The organism is Candidatus Bathyarchaeia archaeon (assembly GCA_035935655.1).
In the GTDB taxonomy this organism is placed as follows: domain Archaea; phylum Thermoproteota; class Bathyarchaeia; order 40CM-2-53-6; family 40CM-2-53-6; genus 40CM-2-53-6.
Genome location: DASYWW010000024.1, coordinates 34,206 through 50,781, shown reverse-complemented (window position 1 = coordinate 50,781; position 16,576 = coordinate 34,206). Strand labels below are relative to the sequence as shown.

The 16,576-nt window shown below is 49.3% G+C and carries 17 protein-coding genes; 10 read left to right on the top strand and 7 right to left on the bottom strand.

Annotation, left to right across the window (positions count from 1 at the left end):
• Positions 1–28: 28 nt before the first annotated feature.
• Both VGS11_04545 and VGS11_04540 read left to right on the top strand, forming a co-directional pair.
• On the top strand, positions 29–526 hold the full coding sequence (locus VGS11_04545; protein HEV2119358.1) for a hypothetical protein: 498 nt from the start codon (positions 29–31) through the stop codon (positions 524–526).
• A gap of 543 nt (positions 527–1,069) precedes the next feature.
• Entirely contained in the window at positions 1,070–1,234 is a 165-nt protein-coding gene (locus tag VGS11_04540; GenBank protein ID HEV2119357.1) for a hypothetical protein, read from the top strand.
• Between the two features lie 112 nt (positions 1,235–1,346).
• Here VGS11_04540 and VGS11_04535 read toward each other — a convergent pair whose 3' ends face one another.
• Positions 1,347–3,716 carry a UvrD-helicase domain-containing protein gene (locus tag VGS11_04535; GenBank protein ID HEV2119356.1) on the bottom strand — a complete coding sequence of 790 codons (2,370 nt, stop codon included), beginning with the start codon at positions 3,714–3,716 and terminating at the stop codon, positions 1,347–1,349.
• A gap of 298 nt (positions 3,717–4,014) precedes the next feature.
• Here VGS11_04535 and VGS11_04530 point away from each other — a divergent pair, with 298 nt between their 5' ends.
• Together VGS11_04530 and VGS11_04525 are read left to right on the top strand one after the other, a co-directional pair.
• Positions 4,015–4,857, top strand: a complete 843-nt coding sequence (locus VGS11_04530) for an SHOCT domain-containing protein (GenBank protein ID HEV2119355.1) — start codon at positions 4,015–4,017, stop codon at positions 4,855–4,857.
• 56 nt (positions 4,858–4,913) lie between these two features.
• Positions 4,914–5,333: a ribonuclease HI family protein gene (locus tag VGS11_04525; GenBank protein ID HEV2119354.1), complete on the top strand. Its 420-nt coding sequence runs from the start codon at positions 4,914–4,916 to the stop codon at positions 5,331–5,333.
• A 176-nt stretch (positions 5,334–5,509) separates the two neighbouring features.
• On the opposite strand, the gene VGS11_04520 is transcribed toward VGS11_04525, so the two are convergent.
• Complete coding sequence (locus tag VGS11_04520) at positions 5,510–5,776, bottom strand: hypothetical protein (GenBank protein HEV2119353.1); 267 nt, start codon at positions 5,774–5,776, stop codon at positions 5,510–5,512.
• A gap of 79 nt (positions 5,777–5,855) precedes the next feature.
• Positions 5,856–6,095: a hypothetical protein gene (locus tag VGS11_04515; protein ID HEV2119352.1), complete on the bottom strand. Its 240-nt coding sequence runs from the start codon at positions 6,093–6,095 to the stop codon at positions 5,856–5,858.
• A 338-nt stretch (positions 6,096–6,433) separates the two neighbouring features.
• Between VGS11_04515 and VGS11_04510 the strand changes: the two genes are divergently transcribed.
• The gene (locus VGS11_04510) at positions 6,434–6,853 is read left to right on the top strand and encodes a hypothetical protein (GenBank protein ID HEV2119351.1); all 420 of its coding nucleotides are present in this window, start codon (positions 6,434–6,436) and stop codon (positions 6,851–6,853) included.
• Positions 6,854–7,024: 171 nt separating this feature from the next.
• The gene (locus tag VGS11_04505) at positions 7,025–7,177 is read left to right on the top strand and encodes a hypothetical protein (protein ID HEV2119350.1); all 153 of its coding nucleotides are present in this window, start codon (positions 7,025–7,027) and stop codon (positions 7,175–7,177) included.
• A 188-nt stretch (positions 7,178–7,365) separates the two neighbouring features.
• On the opposite strand, the gene VGS11_04500 is transcribed toward VGS11_04505, so the two are convergent.
• The 4 genes from VGS11_04500 to VGS11_04485 all read right to left on the bottom strand — a co-directional run bounded on the left by VGS11_04500 (position 7,366) and on the right by VGS11_04485 (position 10,160).
• Positions 7,366–7,851, bottom strand: a complete 486-nt coding sequence (locus VGS11_04500; protein HEV2119349.1) for a hypothetical protein — start codon at positions 7,849–7,851, stop codon at positions 7,366–7,368.
• A gap of 904 nt (positions 7,852–8,755) precedes the next feature.
• Positions 8,756–9,049, bottom strand: a complete 294-nt coding sequence (locus VGS11_04495) for a hypothetical protein (GenBank protein HEV2119348.1) — start codon at positions 9,047–9,049, stop codon at positions 8,756–8,758.
• 5 nt (positions 9,050–9,054) lie between these two features.
• Positions 9,055–9,600, bottom strand: coding sequence for a hypothetical protein (locus tag VGS11_04490; protein HEV2119347.1), 546 nt, complete (start codon positions 9,598–9,600; stop codon positions 9,055–9,057).
• Positions 9,597–10,160 (bottom strand): hypothetical protein, encoded by a 564-nt coding sequence (locus VGS11_04485; protein ID HEV2119346.1) that lies wholly within the window; start codon positions 10,158–10,160, stop codon positions 9,597–9,599. The genes VGS11_04490 and VGS11_04485 overlap by 4 nt, the downstream gene beginning before the upstream one ends.
• A 167-nt stretch (positions 10,161–10,327) precedes the next feature.
• On the opposite strand from VGS11_04485, the gene VGS11_04480 reads away from it, so the two are divergent.
• The 4 genes from VGS11_04480 (at position 10,328) to VGS11_04465 (ending at position 16,557) form a co-directional block, all read left to right on the top strand.
• Positions 10,328–10,462 carry a CoA transferase gene (locus tag VGS11_04480; protein ID HEV2119345.1) on the top strand — a complete coding sequence of 45 codons (135 nt, stop codon included), beginning with the start codon at positions 10,328–10,330 and terminating at the stop codon, positions 10,460–10,462.
• 533 nt (positions 10,463–10,995) lie between these two features.
• On the top strand, positions 10,996–13,650 hold the full coding sequence (locus tag VGS11_04475) for a type I restriction-modification enzyme R subunit C-terminal domain-containing protein (protein ID HEV2119344.1): 2,655 nt from the start codon (positions 10,996–10,998) through the stop codon (positions 13,648–13,650).
• Positions 13,647–15,050: an N-6 DNA methylase gene (locus tag VGS11_04470; protein HEV2119343.1), complete on the top strand. Its 1,404-nt coding sequence runs from the start codon at positions 13,647–13,649 to the stop codon at positions 15,048–15,050. The genes VGS11_04475 and VGS11_04470 overlap by 4 nt, the downstream gene beginning before the upstream one ends.
• On the top strand, positions 15,043–16,557 hold the full coding sequence (locus VGS11_04465; GenBank protein HEV2119342.1) for a restriction endonuclease subunit S: 1,515 nt from the start codon (positions 15,043–15,045) through the stop codon (positions 16,555–16,557). The genes VGS11_04470 and VGS11_04465 overlap by 8 nt, the downstream gene beginning before the upstream one ends.
• The last annotated feature ends 19 nt before the right edge of the window (positions 16,558–16,576 follow it).

The following is a 16,576-nucleotide window of genomic DNA, read 5'->3' as shown; positions in this document are numbered from 1 at the left end:
CGAATGACACGAGACTAATCTGCAATGAGTGCCACAAGAGAATCCAGGAACAATGACGATAGAAAGGCTGAGAGGAAGGCCGTTTATATGCATGACCGACGCGGCAAGTTCGATGAACTGGAAGAGCCTGGCGAAACTTTCAGAAAACAGGTTTCAAAATATTCCTGCAATACCGGGGGTATACTTCGTAAGGTTTTCTCCGGGCGGAAGACAAACCCCTTTGCGGCGAGCAGGAGGACTAGAGCGTTCCAGTCTCCTCTACATCGGAATGACTGAGAAAGATCTGCGCAGTCGTCTCATGACTTTCTGGAAAGCGCTGCACGATAAGGGAGAACCAGTTACTCCGCACACGGCAGGAAACACGTTTGTCAAGTTCGGATTCCGCAGAAACTTCTTTCCGAAAGGGCTGTATGTGTCCTGGCACCCAACGCGCAAAGCTAGAGAAGAAGAGAAAAGACTCCTCCACAGATACTTGAGACGTTACCTTGACACCCCTCCTCTGAACCTGACCGTGCCTAGATGGTAAGCTAAGGGAACATCTTTCGAATGTTCTCGATCATTTAATATGGTGGCGAGTCGCGGAGCCGATTTCAATGTGCGGAAACTGCGACCCTCCTTGTGACCACCAACCTTGCTCCTGCCAAGTCTATGGGCACAGAACTTGTAGCTCATGCGGCCACTCTTGTCTCAATACCTCTCGAAGAAACACGAAAGCGAAAGAAAAGCCAAGAAAGTAATCGTCAACAAGTCTGTCTGGCTTGGTTCGCAGGTCTAGCCCGACCGTACGGCACTTACACTCTAGGTCAATACAGCGGCCGGCAAACCCGTGTTTGCACATGTCATAAGTGCAGTGTGACGTGCCTTGTCTGGTCTAGCAGCCGTATGAATGAGGAAGCCCGAGAAGTTGGCTCTTGCTTGTTTCTAGGGGACAAGTTCTCAGCGATAATATTCTCTGACCTGGTTTAACTGGCTGGTGTATCCTCCCTCTTCGAGTTTTCGGAAGCTCACTTTCACTTTTCACTTTCATGATCCGCTGTTCCTCATTCTCTAGGACCCCAGAGATCCTCCTGTGGTAGAGATCGACCTCGACTTCCTAGCATACTGCGAGAACTGCGGCAAGAAAACCTGGCATCGAACATCGCACAAACGAATGGAAACCCAAGGAATCCACTTCAAGCTACTCGATATTTGTCAAGAATGCGGCGGCATGAACAGAGAGCTACAATTCAGATGATACGCTGCGGGAACGATAAGGTCGTCCATAGAGTCGCGCGATCCGCTTTCCTGGAGGCTAAGCTTCCTCGACGCGCCATGTAAGCAACATTTAGTCGATGAGTAGAAGTTGCCTATGTAGGAACCAGCTTCGTATTTGGCTCCGTCCATGGTGAAAGATAGGGTTGAGCTTCAAAGATGAATCGCGACCTCTGAGAACTAGACGAGAATAGGTAGAGTTCCTTCTTGCAACGCGTCAGGGCAACGTAAAAGAGGCGACGTTCTTCCTCCAATTTTCCTGCCTCGTCTTGCCGAGCGTTCTCCACGATATCAAGGACTCTCCTGTCTAGGATTTCTGAGGGGAATCCGTTACGACCTCTAATACAGCTGAGGAGGAGAACATAATTTGCCTCCGTTCCTTTTGCCTTGTGAATCGACAGAAATCTAATCCTGAGTGTTTCGTTTTGAGGAAACTCTAGCTGCAATCGTCTTAGAGGCCAATTGAATCGCGAGAGCACCATTATTTCCTCACGAGGATCTTTATGCTGAGCTAGATCAAGTATCAGCTGCTTGGCCTTCTCATGCTGCCAATCGTCGTATGATCTTCGATCATTTCCCGGCTGTTCTACTAAACGAATGGGGTGTTGGACTTTCGAAGAGGGAACAACGCTCTTCTCTATCTTGAACTTGTTTAGGCTCGCAATGAAATTCGAGGCTTCCACAATATTCGTGGGACATCTGTAGTTCGTTGATAAGATGGTGTTTTCCGCATCAGGAAACCGCTGCCCGAAGCGCAATATGTTATAGATGTTGGAACCCGCGAAAGAGAAAATGTTCTGCCGATCATCGCCTACACAGAAAAGCGTGCTCCTTACGTTCGCGTTTAGCAGACAAATGATTAACTCAAGTTGAGGATCAGTAATGTCTTGGTACTCGTCAATCAGTATATGCGAATACTTGTTCGCAAACAGGCTTGGAGAGCCCTTTGCAACTTGCAGTGCATAGTTGATCATATCGTTGAAGTCAATCATGTCGCGTTCTTTGAGAATGGACTCGTATTCCTCCCAGACTCGGATCATAAGGGAGGCGAAGACTCGTTGTTTGCGACTCCACTTGAACTGATTCAGCCGAGCTACGATACTTCCTGGCGTTAGTCCATTTGTCTTCGCTTTGCTGATGAATGAGAACATCAGTTCATTCAACGCGTCTCTGTGGTGAATGAGCGTCTCGACCTTCGCCAGGATTTCCTCGGTCGTAAGTTCCTTCATGCGAACTTTGTTTTCCTGAAGTCTTTGAGCGAGTTCAGGAACCAGGGTCCCATCGCTTTGCTGATGGTTGTATGTCTCGATTAGTCTACGTCCATGTTTTTGGAATTGATACCGTTTCCATTGCATTCCCTGTCTGTATCTTGTTGACGGATCCAACGATTGGTTGCTTGAGAACCAAGCCGGAACGTTACCCTGTCTATCTATTGCCCAGTGCTCAATCCACAATCCGTATTCAGGCAAGTAGAAGTCGGGCTCGTACGTTCGATAATTGACATTCTTATCCGCCCAAGTAGCTGGTGACTCGTACTCGAACTTCACCTGGTTCAAAAAGAGAAAGTTTGCAATATCCCGCTCTCCAAGTGACTTGACTTGCCTGCCGCTTAGTGTTACATGTCTCTGGGCTCGTAGGAACTCGTAGTACTTTTCGCGAGAAATGAATTCTTTCTCATCGACATCCGACGTTTGCAACTCCAATGCAAAGTCCAGCAACAGTCTGGCGAAGCCTTTGTCTGCTCGCAGCCGATCACACGCTTTTCCTACGAGCTCTTGTTGATTGTCTGCCACACCTGTTCTGAAATTGGGGGAAAGTTTGGCGATCTCTCGCCCTAGAGAATGAAATGTTCTGACGTTAGTGTCCGCGATGCCGTATTCACCTCGCAGGCGGTTGCGCATTTCCTCCTCTGCCGATCTAGTATAAGCGAGAGCTAGTATGTCTCGCGGTTCAGCCCCCTGTCTTACTGTGTAGGCAACTCGAGCCGTTAAGGTCCGTGTCTTTCCAGACCCTGCAGATGCAAGAACGAGACTTCGATTTTCTCTCTTAACAATCGCTTCCAACTGATCCTTGTCGAATGGTCTGTGTTCGAAGAAGTCCTTCGAACGCTCGATCTCTTTTCTGGCAAACTCGCTGACGAACCGGGCTAGGAAGGCTTTCAGGGACTCGATTCGGCCCGTGTATCCTGCAATCAGATCGCGTTGCCGTTTCCCAAAGAGAACTTGGTACTTTCCCAATAGGCTGAGGGAGCTTGCAAGAGAATTCAGTTCCTTGAGTCTGGTGGCTCGTTCCTTTCCTGGCAAGTAGTTTGTGAAGTCTCGACAGCCCAAAAGCCTGCCTTCAATTGCCTGCAGTTGTTCTCCAACAGAACGAGTTGTTCTGGCAAATTCCCATCTGAACAAGAGATAGATCCCAAGGGCCACGGTGATTGCGAGGGCGGCAACAAGTAGCTCTAGCGCAGACAAAGTCAACGGTTATGTTGTGTCTCAAGCTTTAGAGATGCCGGTTATCAGTGCTTAGCTGAAGATGCACAGGTAGTCTCACTCTTGTGTCTGAGCACAAACTCAATGCCAACTCGCCCGAGCGAACAGGCGTCGGAGCACAAGCGATGGTATCTCCTGAGTTGAATCGTGTTTCACAACTCCTGGAATTGTCCGTGTCTCGCTTGGCTAGCAAGTTCCCGCCTAGGGAGTGCCCAAAGAGTTAAGGTAACAAAAGAAAGAAAGTTTGGTTACTACTAAATCGCCACCAGGTGGCGATCTCTTGACCCCAGAAGAAGAAAGCGAACGGCTTCGAGGGTACCAAAAAATTCTCCGAGCAAAGGCGGAGGAGAACCAGCTTGCTTCTCAGCCTTCGACAGAACAGCCGAGCTGGCATGACCACCAATTGGAGAAGCTCAGGAGAGAAAAGGATGATGCAATTTCAAAGGGGAAAGATGTCAGCACAATAGAGCAGATGATACAGAAAGTCGAGGTCGCAAAGAAAGGTATTCAAACTATAGAGTCCAGCCAGAATGCTGAACCAACACAGTTAGCTGAAGGAACTACTTCTTTGATTCCCGATGACCAATCTTCATTCTACGGGGCCAAACCTTTCCAACCCGGCGAACACGTAGTTTGGAAATGGGAGAAAAAAGTAGGGGTATTCAACAGGCACGTGAGTCAAGAGTCTTACATAACTAACATGCGGTTGCTTTTCGTCAGCCACGAGCAACGAGCATACAACCAAGCTCCGATCCAAATGGTCGAGGCATTCGTAATCTCAAGCCACACGGAATCGATTGGATCGAGTAATAGAATGTACACCGGTGTTGGAAGTCTCGGCAGTTGGAATGGTTCAAGTCGGACCTATGGAACTGTAAAGTTCATGGCTGCCGGACAAGTGATTGGAAGCGTATACGTTGCTGACCCGCGTGGACTTGTTCGCGAATTGAACGCAATCAAGAAAACCACTAAAGTCTTCACACCAAAGGTCACTCCGGCTCGAAGCGCCACGAATTCTAAGCCGGATATGGCCATCGAATTGGAGAAGCTGGCAGCTCTATTCAAGGACGGTATGTTGACACAGGACGAATACACCAAAGCTAAGGAGAAATTGCTCAACTAGGATGCCCATTGGAGAGACCATAGCACGATAAGCCAATTACAATCGACCTGAACTTTTTGATTGTCGTTCACATCGATGGGCTTTGCGAACCTGTGAATCCGGGAGGCACAGCTACTTTCGGCTACGTGATTAGAGACGATTCTGGCTCAATTCTCGCCAGCAGGTCCGGACTTGTAGGGGAGGGTCCTGCTATGAGCAATAACCTGGCCGAATACGCCGCTCTATGCGAGTCCCTGAGTTTCCTCCTGAGCAAGGGCAGGTCCGGGTCACCTTTGGAGGTCAAGAGTGATTCACGCCTCGTCGTCTACCAAATGAGCGAGAAGTGGAAGTTCCACGGCGGCCTCTATGCAGAGAAATATCACGAGGCCAAACGTCTAGCTGCCAAGTTCAGTCATCTTTCATTCAAGTGGATTCCCAGAAAAGAGAATGAGGAAGCGGACGGGCTAAGCCGGGAGGCCTACGAAAAAGCACTCTAGGAATTGCGTCGCAAGACCTTCTAAAGATCTCACCGGTCAATCAGTGAAGTCAGCCTCTGGTATAATCTTCCCAAAAGTGGGCTATTCTCAGATTGAACTCCCAAGAATCAGTTCATACAATGGCAAGTGGAATCGGCAGCCAGCCGTAGGGGAACCGCAAGACTCGGTTTGTTCGACTAGGAATCGGTAATCTTGTCCGCTAGCTCCGCTAATTCTGCCATTTCTTGGGAATGCCGAAGCGAATCGAGCTCGGCGTCCACTCTGAGTTTTTCTAGAACATCCAGGACGAGAAGTTGTCGGTCAAAATATCCCAACGTGAACCGTGCACCGGCGACGATGTTGAGTCTGCGGGCGAGCTCGTTCTCTGATAACTCCGTCCATTTGCGGTCTTGGGCAGTTTTGAGGAGATGGAGGAATCGTGCCTCTCTCATGCGAGGGGACATTCGTTTCGCTTTACCGTGGCGCATATCGTCTTGTATTCCCGTTCAATCCTAAGAGTTTTGTGATAGGAGTATTTCCGGTTTAGCGGATCGAGTTGAGATCCCACTTCATCCCGTAAAGTTCTTCTGACTTGAAGAGTTTCCTGATATTCTCGACGTAGATCTTGACGGTTCTAGGATTGAGCATGAAGGGCGTAAGGTAGGATTCGATGACCTCGGGATCAGTCCTCTTCGGTTCTGGAAGTTCTTTGAGTTTTTCGATGACAAAGCGCATCCTGGCAAGCTTCCGGTTCCGGCTGTCGTGAACATATTTCCGGACCATGATTCAAGATAAGTGCGCGCCCCCGCTTTATAGTGATATCTCACAAGGATTCATCGGGATGCCGGCGAATGGCGTTCGGTAGCTAGATCTCCCCAGCGAGCGATCAAAGAGACTCAGCGGTCTTTTCCTGTTGAAGTCTGGTGAAATGACCTCATTTTTCGTCCCGCAAGAAGAGGAGGTGGTATGATAATTTCTGGTGAAGTGGTGAAATGTGGTGCAGTCCAAACTGATTCACACGCCTCTCCAAACGGTTGAGCCAGCCTCATCACACCTCAGGCTTTCACCCATTAGAGTTCCCCAAACTGTTTTACAGGGAGCCCCCAGGTTCTAGAGCTTCTATGGAGCCTGAAGTCTCGTTTTCGCCGTGGGTCAAGCTTACGGAACGGGTTTCCCTAGGCGACGCTCTGGATTATCCCGGAGTCTACCTGCTTGCGCATTTTGCGACCGCTCCATCGGGTTCGGTCGACACCGATTCCAAAGAGATCATTCTGATAGGAGAGAGCCACAACCGCACACTCAAGCAGCGACTGAAGGAGTTTCATAATGTAGTGTACACGGGAAAGGGATTTCATGGCCCGGCAGACACTTATCGATCGAAGTTCCCTTCAAAACAACGCGACAATCTCTTTGTCTCAGTATTCCCTGTGAAAATAGAGTCAAGAATTCACCAGAAGAGTTTTGTGCAGCTTCTCGAACGCAGACTAATTTGGGAATTTGTTCAGGCGCAGGCGCAGTATCCCGTCTGCAACAAGGAATGAGCAGTTACCGCCCTTCCCCCTCGGCACCCCTAACCCAAGGTGTGTTTTTTTTTGTGGGGGGGGGTGACACACAAATTCGCGAGTAGTTTCACTCATCTACGATACGATGGTACGAGCAATCGTTAATGATGAGACGGCCCTAAACGGTCCATACTGATGTAGGGTTGAGTCATGAAGAAGGTACGAGGAAGCGGGACTGTGGCCGTGGCTGATAAGGATCCTGCGTTCGAGGTTCTGGCCCGGTTCTGTGTCAAAGCAACAAGTCAGGACAAAGCCCAGAAGGCTGTGAACGATGTCTTGCGACGCTTCAAAGTGAACTGGTGAGCTATGAAATCCAGGTCCTAGGGACAGCGTAACAGCCCGAGCTGACGCTTCGGCACGTATGCGAACTGCAGACACACTCTCTAACCTCGGCGAGTCTTTGTGAGCCCAAACCCCCCCCCAAATTTTCCGCGTGAGGATAGAGGGTAGAGGGGGAAAGGAAAATTTGTCGAGCGCTCTGGGTTAACTGATCACGGGGAGTGCAGGGATTCTATTTCTTCGACCAGCCTTCTACGGTGGGATTCGTCTCCGAAATTGACGAAGGTAACTCCAATAGTTTCAAAGAGTTTTCTTGTGTCCCTCGGGTCTTCGCCCTTTTCGGGCATCCGGTTAACAACCAGAAAGAGCTTGGCCTTATTCTCCAAGCGAATGTCGTTGAGCGAAGTGTATGCCCTCGCCAAATTCGTCGGGTAGGATCCCGCTGAGACGTCCGGGCTAAGATACTTGCACTCGATTACGGCCCTTTCGCGCCCAAGATCACCTGAGTTGGACTGCGAATCAAAATCGCCTGGGTCATTGATCGCAATGTCCGTCTTCCAAGGTCCTGCAGACCCAATGACAGGTCTTGCTCTTCTTACCACAAGATCCTTCGGTACCGCCTTCCCAACAAGCGAGAACACTTCATCCTCAAATCTTCGACCTTTCGCCCCAGAGGAAGGCCGGGGCGCTGCTTCCAAGCGAACCCTTGCGACGCTGCGCTTTCGGTGAACTTGCCCTGGAACTAAGCCGACCTACGTTCTCATATCTGCCGCTACCGTCAGAATACCTGTGGATCCGATAGATGATTCCATCGCGCGTGTCTTCCCATTTGTAGACGCCAGTCTCTCGCTTTGCAGGCATGAAATCGACTTAATGGGCGATGTCCAAAATGAGGCTTTCGTTTACTCCTACAATCGAATTGTTTCTAGTTCCAGCGTCCCCACATATGAGTCGGTCAGATCATCTTTCCCTATGAAAGAGTCGAGAAGCAGAGCGGAGAGACATCCAAGTTCCGCGCCACCGCGCAGGAAAAGCTACACAATTCTTTCCGTCGATTCATATCTTGACTCTGCCCATCCCCCAAAGAAAAAGTTGAGGATACGATTGCGAGCGACAAGGAGGCGTCCGCTTCACTCAACAGTCGACGATCGAATCGTAGCATCAACCACACCGGTTGAGTAATCAGTTTCGGGTTTCCGACGAGCACTTTCTATGAACTGGCTCCCATGTTCCTGCTATCCGGTTCTCCCTGTAGGACCATTCTTCTTCGTCGGATATTGGTTCACGGCAGACCTTGCATTGTCGCTGGCTCATGATCAGGGAATTTGGTGAAACATCGGAATCAGCGTTAGAGGGTCCGGGACTGCCCGGGTGAAAGTAAAGATCAGGGCTAGCTTCCGCCCAACGCGTCCAGCCAAACTGGCTAGAATGGGTGGAAAGAATGGCTTAGCCTAACTCGGACTCGACAGATTGTGAAGATAAGAACTCAGCTTGTCTTGCTGGTTTCGATTGGTTCCCAGGGAAAAACTCTTGTGACGGATGTAAAATGCGTCGGTGGGCTCCCCGCTCTCCGCCTCACTTAGGAAGCGTATTAGGAACAGATTAGCCCGTGTCAGAGGGAGTCTCCTCGCTCGCCCCCTGATCTTCCGCCCCCGAGAGAGACTTTGGCAACAGGGAAAGTAGAACGTGCCGGTGCCTCTTGCCGGTTCGAAAAAGCCACTCAAACAAGCCCGTCACAGCGGCGCTGTAAACGGCTAAGAGCGCAAAGAAGATGGTGAGAAACTGCCAAAAATCTGGCGGAACGTCGGGGGTCAGAGCTGGCGCGACTAACAAGAACACAAACAAATCTACCAAAAGAATCGCGACAAGAATTCCCAATTCCTTTTGGTAACCCATCTGCCTCAAACTCCTAATAATTTCAACAGTCTATCTCTGTTTCGCCAATACGACAAAACTCGTTGACCAGCCGCGTATGCAAAGATAGCTGCGACGAATACAATCAAGACTCCGATTGTCGCGAAGGAATTGAGCTGATCTGGAGTGTAGAAAACAAGAAGGAACGGGAATGTTGCGAGCACAACTCCGCCACCAATCATTGCTTTTGCTCCCTCTGAGCAAGTTCGCCACATGCTCTCGTAGTAGTCCTTTGCATCCCTCTCTTGCTTGACGCAATCATAGAGTGCGGTAATCTTGGCGACGTAGGTGGGGTCCATGAGTTCTTGGGGATCGAGCTTCTTTTTTCCCGATTTCGCAGTTTGTATGAGCCCATGTAAAGACATCAAATCAGTAGCGAAACGAGCTTTCGTCAGAGCTTTGAACGAGTCTACATTATCGCGATAGTTCGTTTTGACTTCGTTGACTTCGCGCGAGAGGGCCCACCCTCCTGCGAGAAAACCTCCGATGAACCCAATGCAAACCGTTAACGCTTGATAGAAATTATCAATCAAGGAACGGGGATATGTTCCATGGACGTAGGCTTAGAATCGATGAATTTGTAGAACACATAGTAGAAAAGTGTGAGTTGAGGAAGATGATTGTACCTAGCTTTGACTCGAGATATTCCTTGAATGATCTCCGGGGGGTATTTCTTGGCAATTTCTTTGGCGAGTTCTCGATATTCTTGGGTGATTGCTAGACCATTCGGGATTTCTCTCACGATCCGCTCCCCGACGAGGAACTTAAGATCAGAATCTGCCTCAACAGGATAACCACCATTTAGAATGGGATCCAGTTGGTAAAATCCCTCAAACCTCTCAAGCCCCGCCTCCTTTCCGAGGAGAAACAGCTCGTAAAAGAGCCGTTGTTTTCCCTCTACCGGTTCGAAGACTTCTCCTGTCGCTCCGGGGGCATATAACAACAAGAGAATTAGGTCAGATCTGTCCTGGGCTATTGCGGGACGAGCCTTTACCTGCTGCAAATCATGGCCCCCAATCTTGCTAAACACGTTAACCTGTTGTAACCGCCCCTTGTGGATTCCGATTCTCTCACTAAGGAGATGAGTAGACAAGTTCATTTTCCTTATGGTTTCTCGCATGCATATATGTCGAGTGGACAGTCATATGGACTAACTATTTCTTGCCCCAGTCGCCATTTTCCCCTGAGAAACATGGTCTTCCCTGGAGGGTCTGCGAGTAATCGATCTCACACGGGACTTTGCCGGTCCCTTCCGCAACTATGATGCTCTCGGATCTCGGAGCGGAAGTGGTCAAGATTGAGAAGTCTGACGGTGGGGACGAGACCCGTTCCCAGCCCCAGACAATTTCGCAGCTCAATTCGAGAATCCTTGTTGCGGGAACAGAGACTCCTTGATTCGGAAGGCTGGACCATGCTCCCGCATATATTCCGAAGTACCAATTTGATGCCGTCGACGACAGCCAGTATTTTCCTTCGACTTCGTGGAACTCTCGCATCGTTCTAAACAACTCATCCGACATTGACTGCAAGGTACCCGAGCCGCTCCTTCTAGAACTTTGACGATTTCGAGAAGCAAGATTCGGCTGAAGTCCTGCCCGGCTCGTTGGATTGATGCTATCTGGGGAGAAGGGTTTTGGGAACCATTGAAATCGAGAGAAGAATTGTTTCTGGAATATATTCCAGGAGATAGGTTAGGCACGGCATTATCAAAGCTCTCTGTCCAATTTGAGGTTGACACCTCTGACCACCGGGACCGGAAGATGCTGTGGCCGAGGCTCAGTTAAGGGTGCCATGCGGAAGGTTGGTTGGAAGGTAGGATAGAGCCTGGCTACATTTCATGAGAACTACCCGCTGGTAATGTTCTTGTGCCTGAAATCTCAGCTTCAAAGGCATTCCAATTTCGTGAAACACAATTGAGTTCCCATGGAATGAACGAAGAAGCTACGCGGAGACTGCTGGTCGACAAGTCTCTGAAGGAATCGGGATGGTCGCCAGTTGTCAAGTTCGCAGCCGGTGGAAGATACGATAATTGTGTTGTGACAGAGTATGAGACATCAACCGGTCCAGCAGACTACGTGCTTTTTCAGAATGGGGACCCAATCGCTGCGGTAGAATCAAAGAGGCTCAGTGTAGGCCCCCAGAACGTCCTATCGCAAGCTCAGCGTTATGCAAGAGGCTTCCAAACGGGACCTTTCAAGTTCGGGGTGTACCGCATACCGTTCGTCTATTCAACGAACGGCGAGATCTTCTGGTTTCAAGACCTTAGAGACCCTAATAGTCGATCTAGGCAGATTGCCAAGTTTCACACCCCGAGTGCTCTACGAGAGATGCTGGAATACGGCTGGCAAAAACCAGATGCGTGGCTCAGCCAGAATCCCAATGAAAACCAGTATCTAAGAGACTATCAGAGGGACGCAACTCGAGCCGTGGAAGAAGCTATCCGAAAGGGCAGGCGCAAGATGCTCATTTCGATGGCTACGGGAACCGGCAAAACCGTTGTCGCGATTTCGCTCATTTACCGGCTACTGAAATCAGGAGCAGGTCGAAGGATACTCTTCCTAGTTGATCGCCGAGCATTAGCAGCACAAGCCGTCAGCGCTTTCTCAGGTTTCACTGCTGAACCCGGCCTCAAATTCGACAAGGTCTACGAAGTGTACAGTCAACCATTTCGCCGCGAAGATCTAGAGGAATATGCGTTCAACCCAAAGAGAATACCCAGGGGATACTTGGAGAGTCCTCAGTCAAACCTTGCATACGTCTATGTCTGTACAATACAGAGAATGCGAATCTATCTGTTTGGAAAAGAGGGAATGTTCAACGAAATTCCTAACGAGTCTGAAATTGATGAAGACATAGACAAAATCCCGATTCCAATAAACGCATTCGACATAGTCATCGCAGACGAGTGTCACAGGGGCTATACGTCAACTGAAGAGGGCAAGTGGCGCCAAGTACTCGACTACTTTGACGCGATCAAAATTGGCCTAACAGCAACTCCTGCCGCCCACACGAAAGCCTACTTCCAAGAAATCATTTTCCGCTACGACTACCCACAGGCCCTACTTGGAAAGTATCTAGTCGATTACGATGCATTCAACATTCATTCTGACATTACGATGAAGGGGCTATTCTTACAGCCGGGGGAACAAGTTGGACTGATCGATACGGCGACCGGCAGAGAGACCTACGATGTCTTGGAGGACGAGCGAGCCTACAACACGTCGGACCTCGAGCAAAAGGCAACTGCTCCGGATAGGAATCGTAAAATCGTGACCGAGTTCGCAAAGATTGCGCTGCAACAGGAAAGAGATCTTGGACACTTTCCGAAGACCCTAGTTTTTGCGATCAATGACATACCGTTCATTTCTCATGCTGATCAGCTCGTAAACATGCTCAGAGACGAATTCAACAGAGGAGACTCATTCGTAGCAAAGATTACCGGAAGCCCGTCCGTCGACGAACCGCTCAAAAAGATTCGAGAGTTTCGAAATCGTCCTCAGCCAGCAATAGCCGTTACCGTGGACATGCTGACTACGGGGGTGGATATCCCGAAACTTGAGAATCTTGTCTTTCTACGACCCGTAAAATCGCGCATTTTGTTCGCTCAAATGCTGGGTCGTGGAACTAGGACGTGCGACGAGATAGCCAAGGATCACTTCAGCGTATTTGATTGCTTTGGAGGAACCCTTCTGGAATATTTCCGAGACACAACTGACTTCACGGCCGATCCCCCTTCACCTCCCACTCGAACGATTCGAGCCATCATAGAAGCGATCTACGGAAACGAGGATCGGGACTACGCTATTCGAGTCTTAGTGAAACGACTAATGAGAATTGATAAGAGCATTTCAGCTAATGGTCGAGACTCTCTGTCACAGTTCATACCGACGGGAGATATCCAAGAATTTGCTCGGTCACTTCCGAAAAGGATAGAGAATGACTGGGCAGAAACGATGAAGCTTCTTAGGAATCCCGCCTTTCAGAACCAGCTAGAAACCTATCCTCGTGCGGTAATGACTTTCCTGGTCGCGGATACTGAGGACAGAGTGCATTCAGAATATGTGTTTAGAACTACTGACGGGCGCAGTCTGAAACCCGCGGACTATCTAGTCGCTTTCGAAGACTTCATCAAGAACAATCCCGATCATATCGAGGCCCTAAACATATTGCTCCAGAAGCCAGCGCAATTCAAGGTCAAAGAGTTGACTGAATTGCGAAAGAAGCTTGCCCAGAGACCTGAGAAGTTCACAGAGGACAACCTTCGGAAAGTGTACCGAAACAATCTTGCCGATATCATTTCGATTGTACATCATGCAATCAAGAACGAACCACTCATCTCCGCTGAAGAAAGGGTCGAACGAGCGATGGCGAAAGTAAAACACGGCAAGAATTTCAACCCCGAGCAATCCCAATGGCTTCAATACATTCAGGATCATTTGGTTAACAATCTGGTAATCGAAGAGCGGGACTTTAGACAAATTCCATTTTCTCGACATGGTGGGTGGGAGAAGGCGAGTAATGTCTTCAAAGGGGAGCTTTCGCCACTCTTAGAAGAGGTCGACTTGGCGATGGTGTCATTATGAGCGAAGTTGTAAACAGGTTATGGGGATTCTGTCACACACTTCGCCACGATGGGATGGGATACGGCGACTACATTGAACAGCTCACTTATCTACTGTTTCTCAAAATTGCTCAGGAGAAAGACGTCAAGCTTGCCCGAGGATGTTCTTGGACTGATCTCCGAGTAAACTCTGGGACTGACCTTCAGGACGCCTACTCGGAAATCTTGAGAACACTCTCAAGACAGAAGGGTCCTCTTGAGGACATATTCGCCGGCTCGCTTTCAAAATTTCGAGAACCTGTCAATCTGAAGAAACTCATCAATTTGATAGACGAAACACAGTGGACTGCAATCGACGTTGACATCAAGGCACAAGCATACGAAGGACTGCTCCAAAAGTACGCGGAAGAGGAAAAAGGGGCCGGTCAATATTTCACTCCTCGCGAGGCTATTCGAAGCGTTGTCCGATGTATGAGGCCAGACTTCCGTGAAAAGCCAAACTTCACCATTCATGACCCGGCGCTGGGAACCGCGGGCTTCTTGATTGGAGCTTACGAATGGACTCTAAGAGAGACAAAAGAAGGAGCTCTGCTGTCTCGGGAGGAAAGGGACAGACTGCAGAATAGGACGTTCTCAGGTGGAGAAATTGTTCTGGGCACTAGACGGTTGGGTCTGATGAACCTCTACCTGCATGAGATTCAGGCGGATGTCTACGACGGAGACTCTCTTGAGGAGGGACCTCAAACATCCAAACGCTATGATGTCGTAATGACTAATCCGCCATTCGGCACGAAGGGGGCAGGTCAGGCACCAATTCGATCAGATTTTACAGTCAGGACATCAAACAAGCAGCTGAATTTCGTCCAGCACGTAATGACTATACTGAGGCTAGGAGGGAGAGCCGCCATGGTTATTCCTGATAACGTGCTGTTTGAGGAGAACGCGGGGAAGGAGATTCGAAAGCTGCTGATGGAAGATTGCAGTCTACATACGATTTTGCGACTGCCGATCGGAACTTTCACCCCGTACTCCACAGGCGTAAAAGCAAACATCATTTTCTTTGTCAAGGGTGAACCTACGCGAGAGACTTGGATCTATGATAGTAGGACAAGCATCGAAAAGGTTGCTATTCGCAATCCACTGACTTCGAAGTACTTTGCAGATTTTGAAAAGTGTTACAATCAGGGGTCTCGCAAAGAAACGGAACGTTTTCGCAGGTTTGGGAGAGAGGAAATTGCTAAGCGAGATGATAATCTCGACATTTTCTGGCTGAAGGAGGAATCCTCTCAAGGCGAGGAAGGAATCGGTCAACCTGAGGAACTTTTGGCCGAAGCCCTTTCGCAAGTTGAGACGGCCACCGACGCATTAAACGAGATCTCTCTCTTGCTGACAAACGATAAACGATGGAGTGAACGTGAGTGAACCACTGTTTCCCATTCCCGAGAGTTGGGTCTGGGCCACTGTTCAAGATTCAATAGTTGACGCTCAGCCTGGATTTGCATCAGGAAAGAAGAATGTGCCTGGTGGAATTAAGCATCTAAGAATGAACAACATTAGTTCCGAGTGCACATTGGACCTTTCCTCTGTTCGAACGGTTCCAAGAGAGCTGGCTAAAGCGGCTTATATTCTGAAGCCCGGGGACGTCTTGTTTTGTCACACAAACAGCCAGAAACTTGTCGGCAAAACGGCGATGTTTGACAGGACAGATGGACCATACGCGTTCAGCAATCACCTTACTCGACTGAGAATTCCGGAAAGTAGTGTTCCTCCGGAGTGGATTTGGTGTTGGCTAGCAACAATCTGGCGAGAAGGATATTTCGAAAGCCGTTGCAAGCAATGGGTCAACCAGGCAACAGTAGAAAGGAAGACCCTACTTTCAGCACCCATTCCTATCGCTCCTTTGCATGAACAAATGAGAATCGTTTCGCATCTTAGAGAGCTGAGGAGAATAAATCTCATCGCCAAGACATCACTTGAGAAAGTTCCGCAGCTCCTCGCCAGATTGCGTCAAACTTTCTTGGCCGGAGCCATAACCGGAAAGTTGACAGAACGGAACCCGGTCGATGAACCTGCGTCTTTTTTTCTGAAGAGAATCGGAGAGGAGCAACGGAAGAGATGGAATAGCTCCGTTCGAGCAGAAGAGAAAGAACTCAGAAGACACGAAAACAAGCGACCGGAAACCACTGAAACGGAAGCCCTTCCCACCTTGCCGGGAGGGTGGGCTTGGACAAACATTGGTGCCCTAATTTACGATGCGGGATATGGAACTTCTAGGAAATGTAACAATGATTCGGGAGGGACGCCAGTCCTCAGGATTCCAAACATAGTCAAGGGCATCCTAGATTTTCGAGATCTGAAATATTCAAAATTCGATGGTGATGAAATCGGGCGTCTTCGACTAGAGCGAGGCGACTTGTTGGTTTGCAGGACCAACGGCAGCTTGGACCTCGTAGGAAAGTCAGCAGTGGTGGACAGACTCGATGATACATTTCTCTTCGCGTCATACCTCATTAGACTTCGACCAGCGATTTCTGAAGTACTCCCAGCATACCTAAACCTGGTTCTGGCTTCATTCATCGGTCGCAAGACGATAGAGAGCAAAACGAGGAGCACCGCCGGCCAATACAACATCAATCTTGAGATGCTGCGTTCCATTCCCGTTCCCCTTCCTCCTTTCGAAGAAATGAACCGAATTCTCACAAAGATCGGGGAGCAATTTAGCACTCTTGAAGAGGCAAGACGCGCAGTTTCGACTGGGCATAATCGCGCCGCCATGTTTGAACGATCCATGTTATCCAATGCATTCCGCGGCAAACTGCTTGTTCAAGATCCGAAAGATGAGCCAGCATCCGTTCTCTTGGGGAGGATTAAAGCGAACCGCTTCGTAGCGGTAAGAAAGAAAAATCACCGAGTCTCCGGGAGTCAGTAAGCTCTGTAAGAATCAGTCA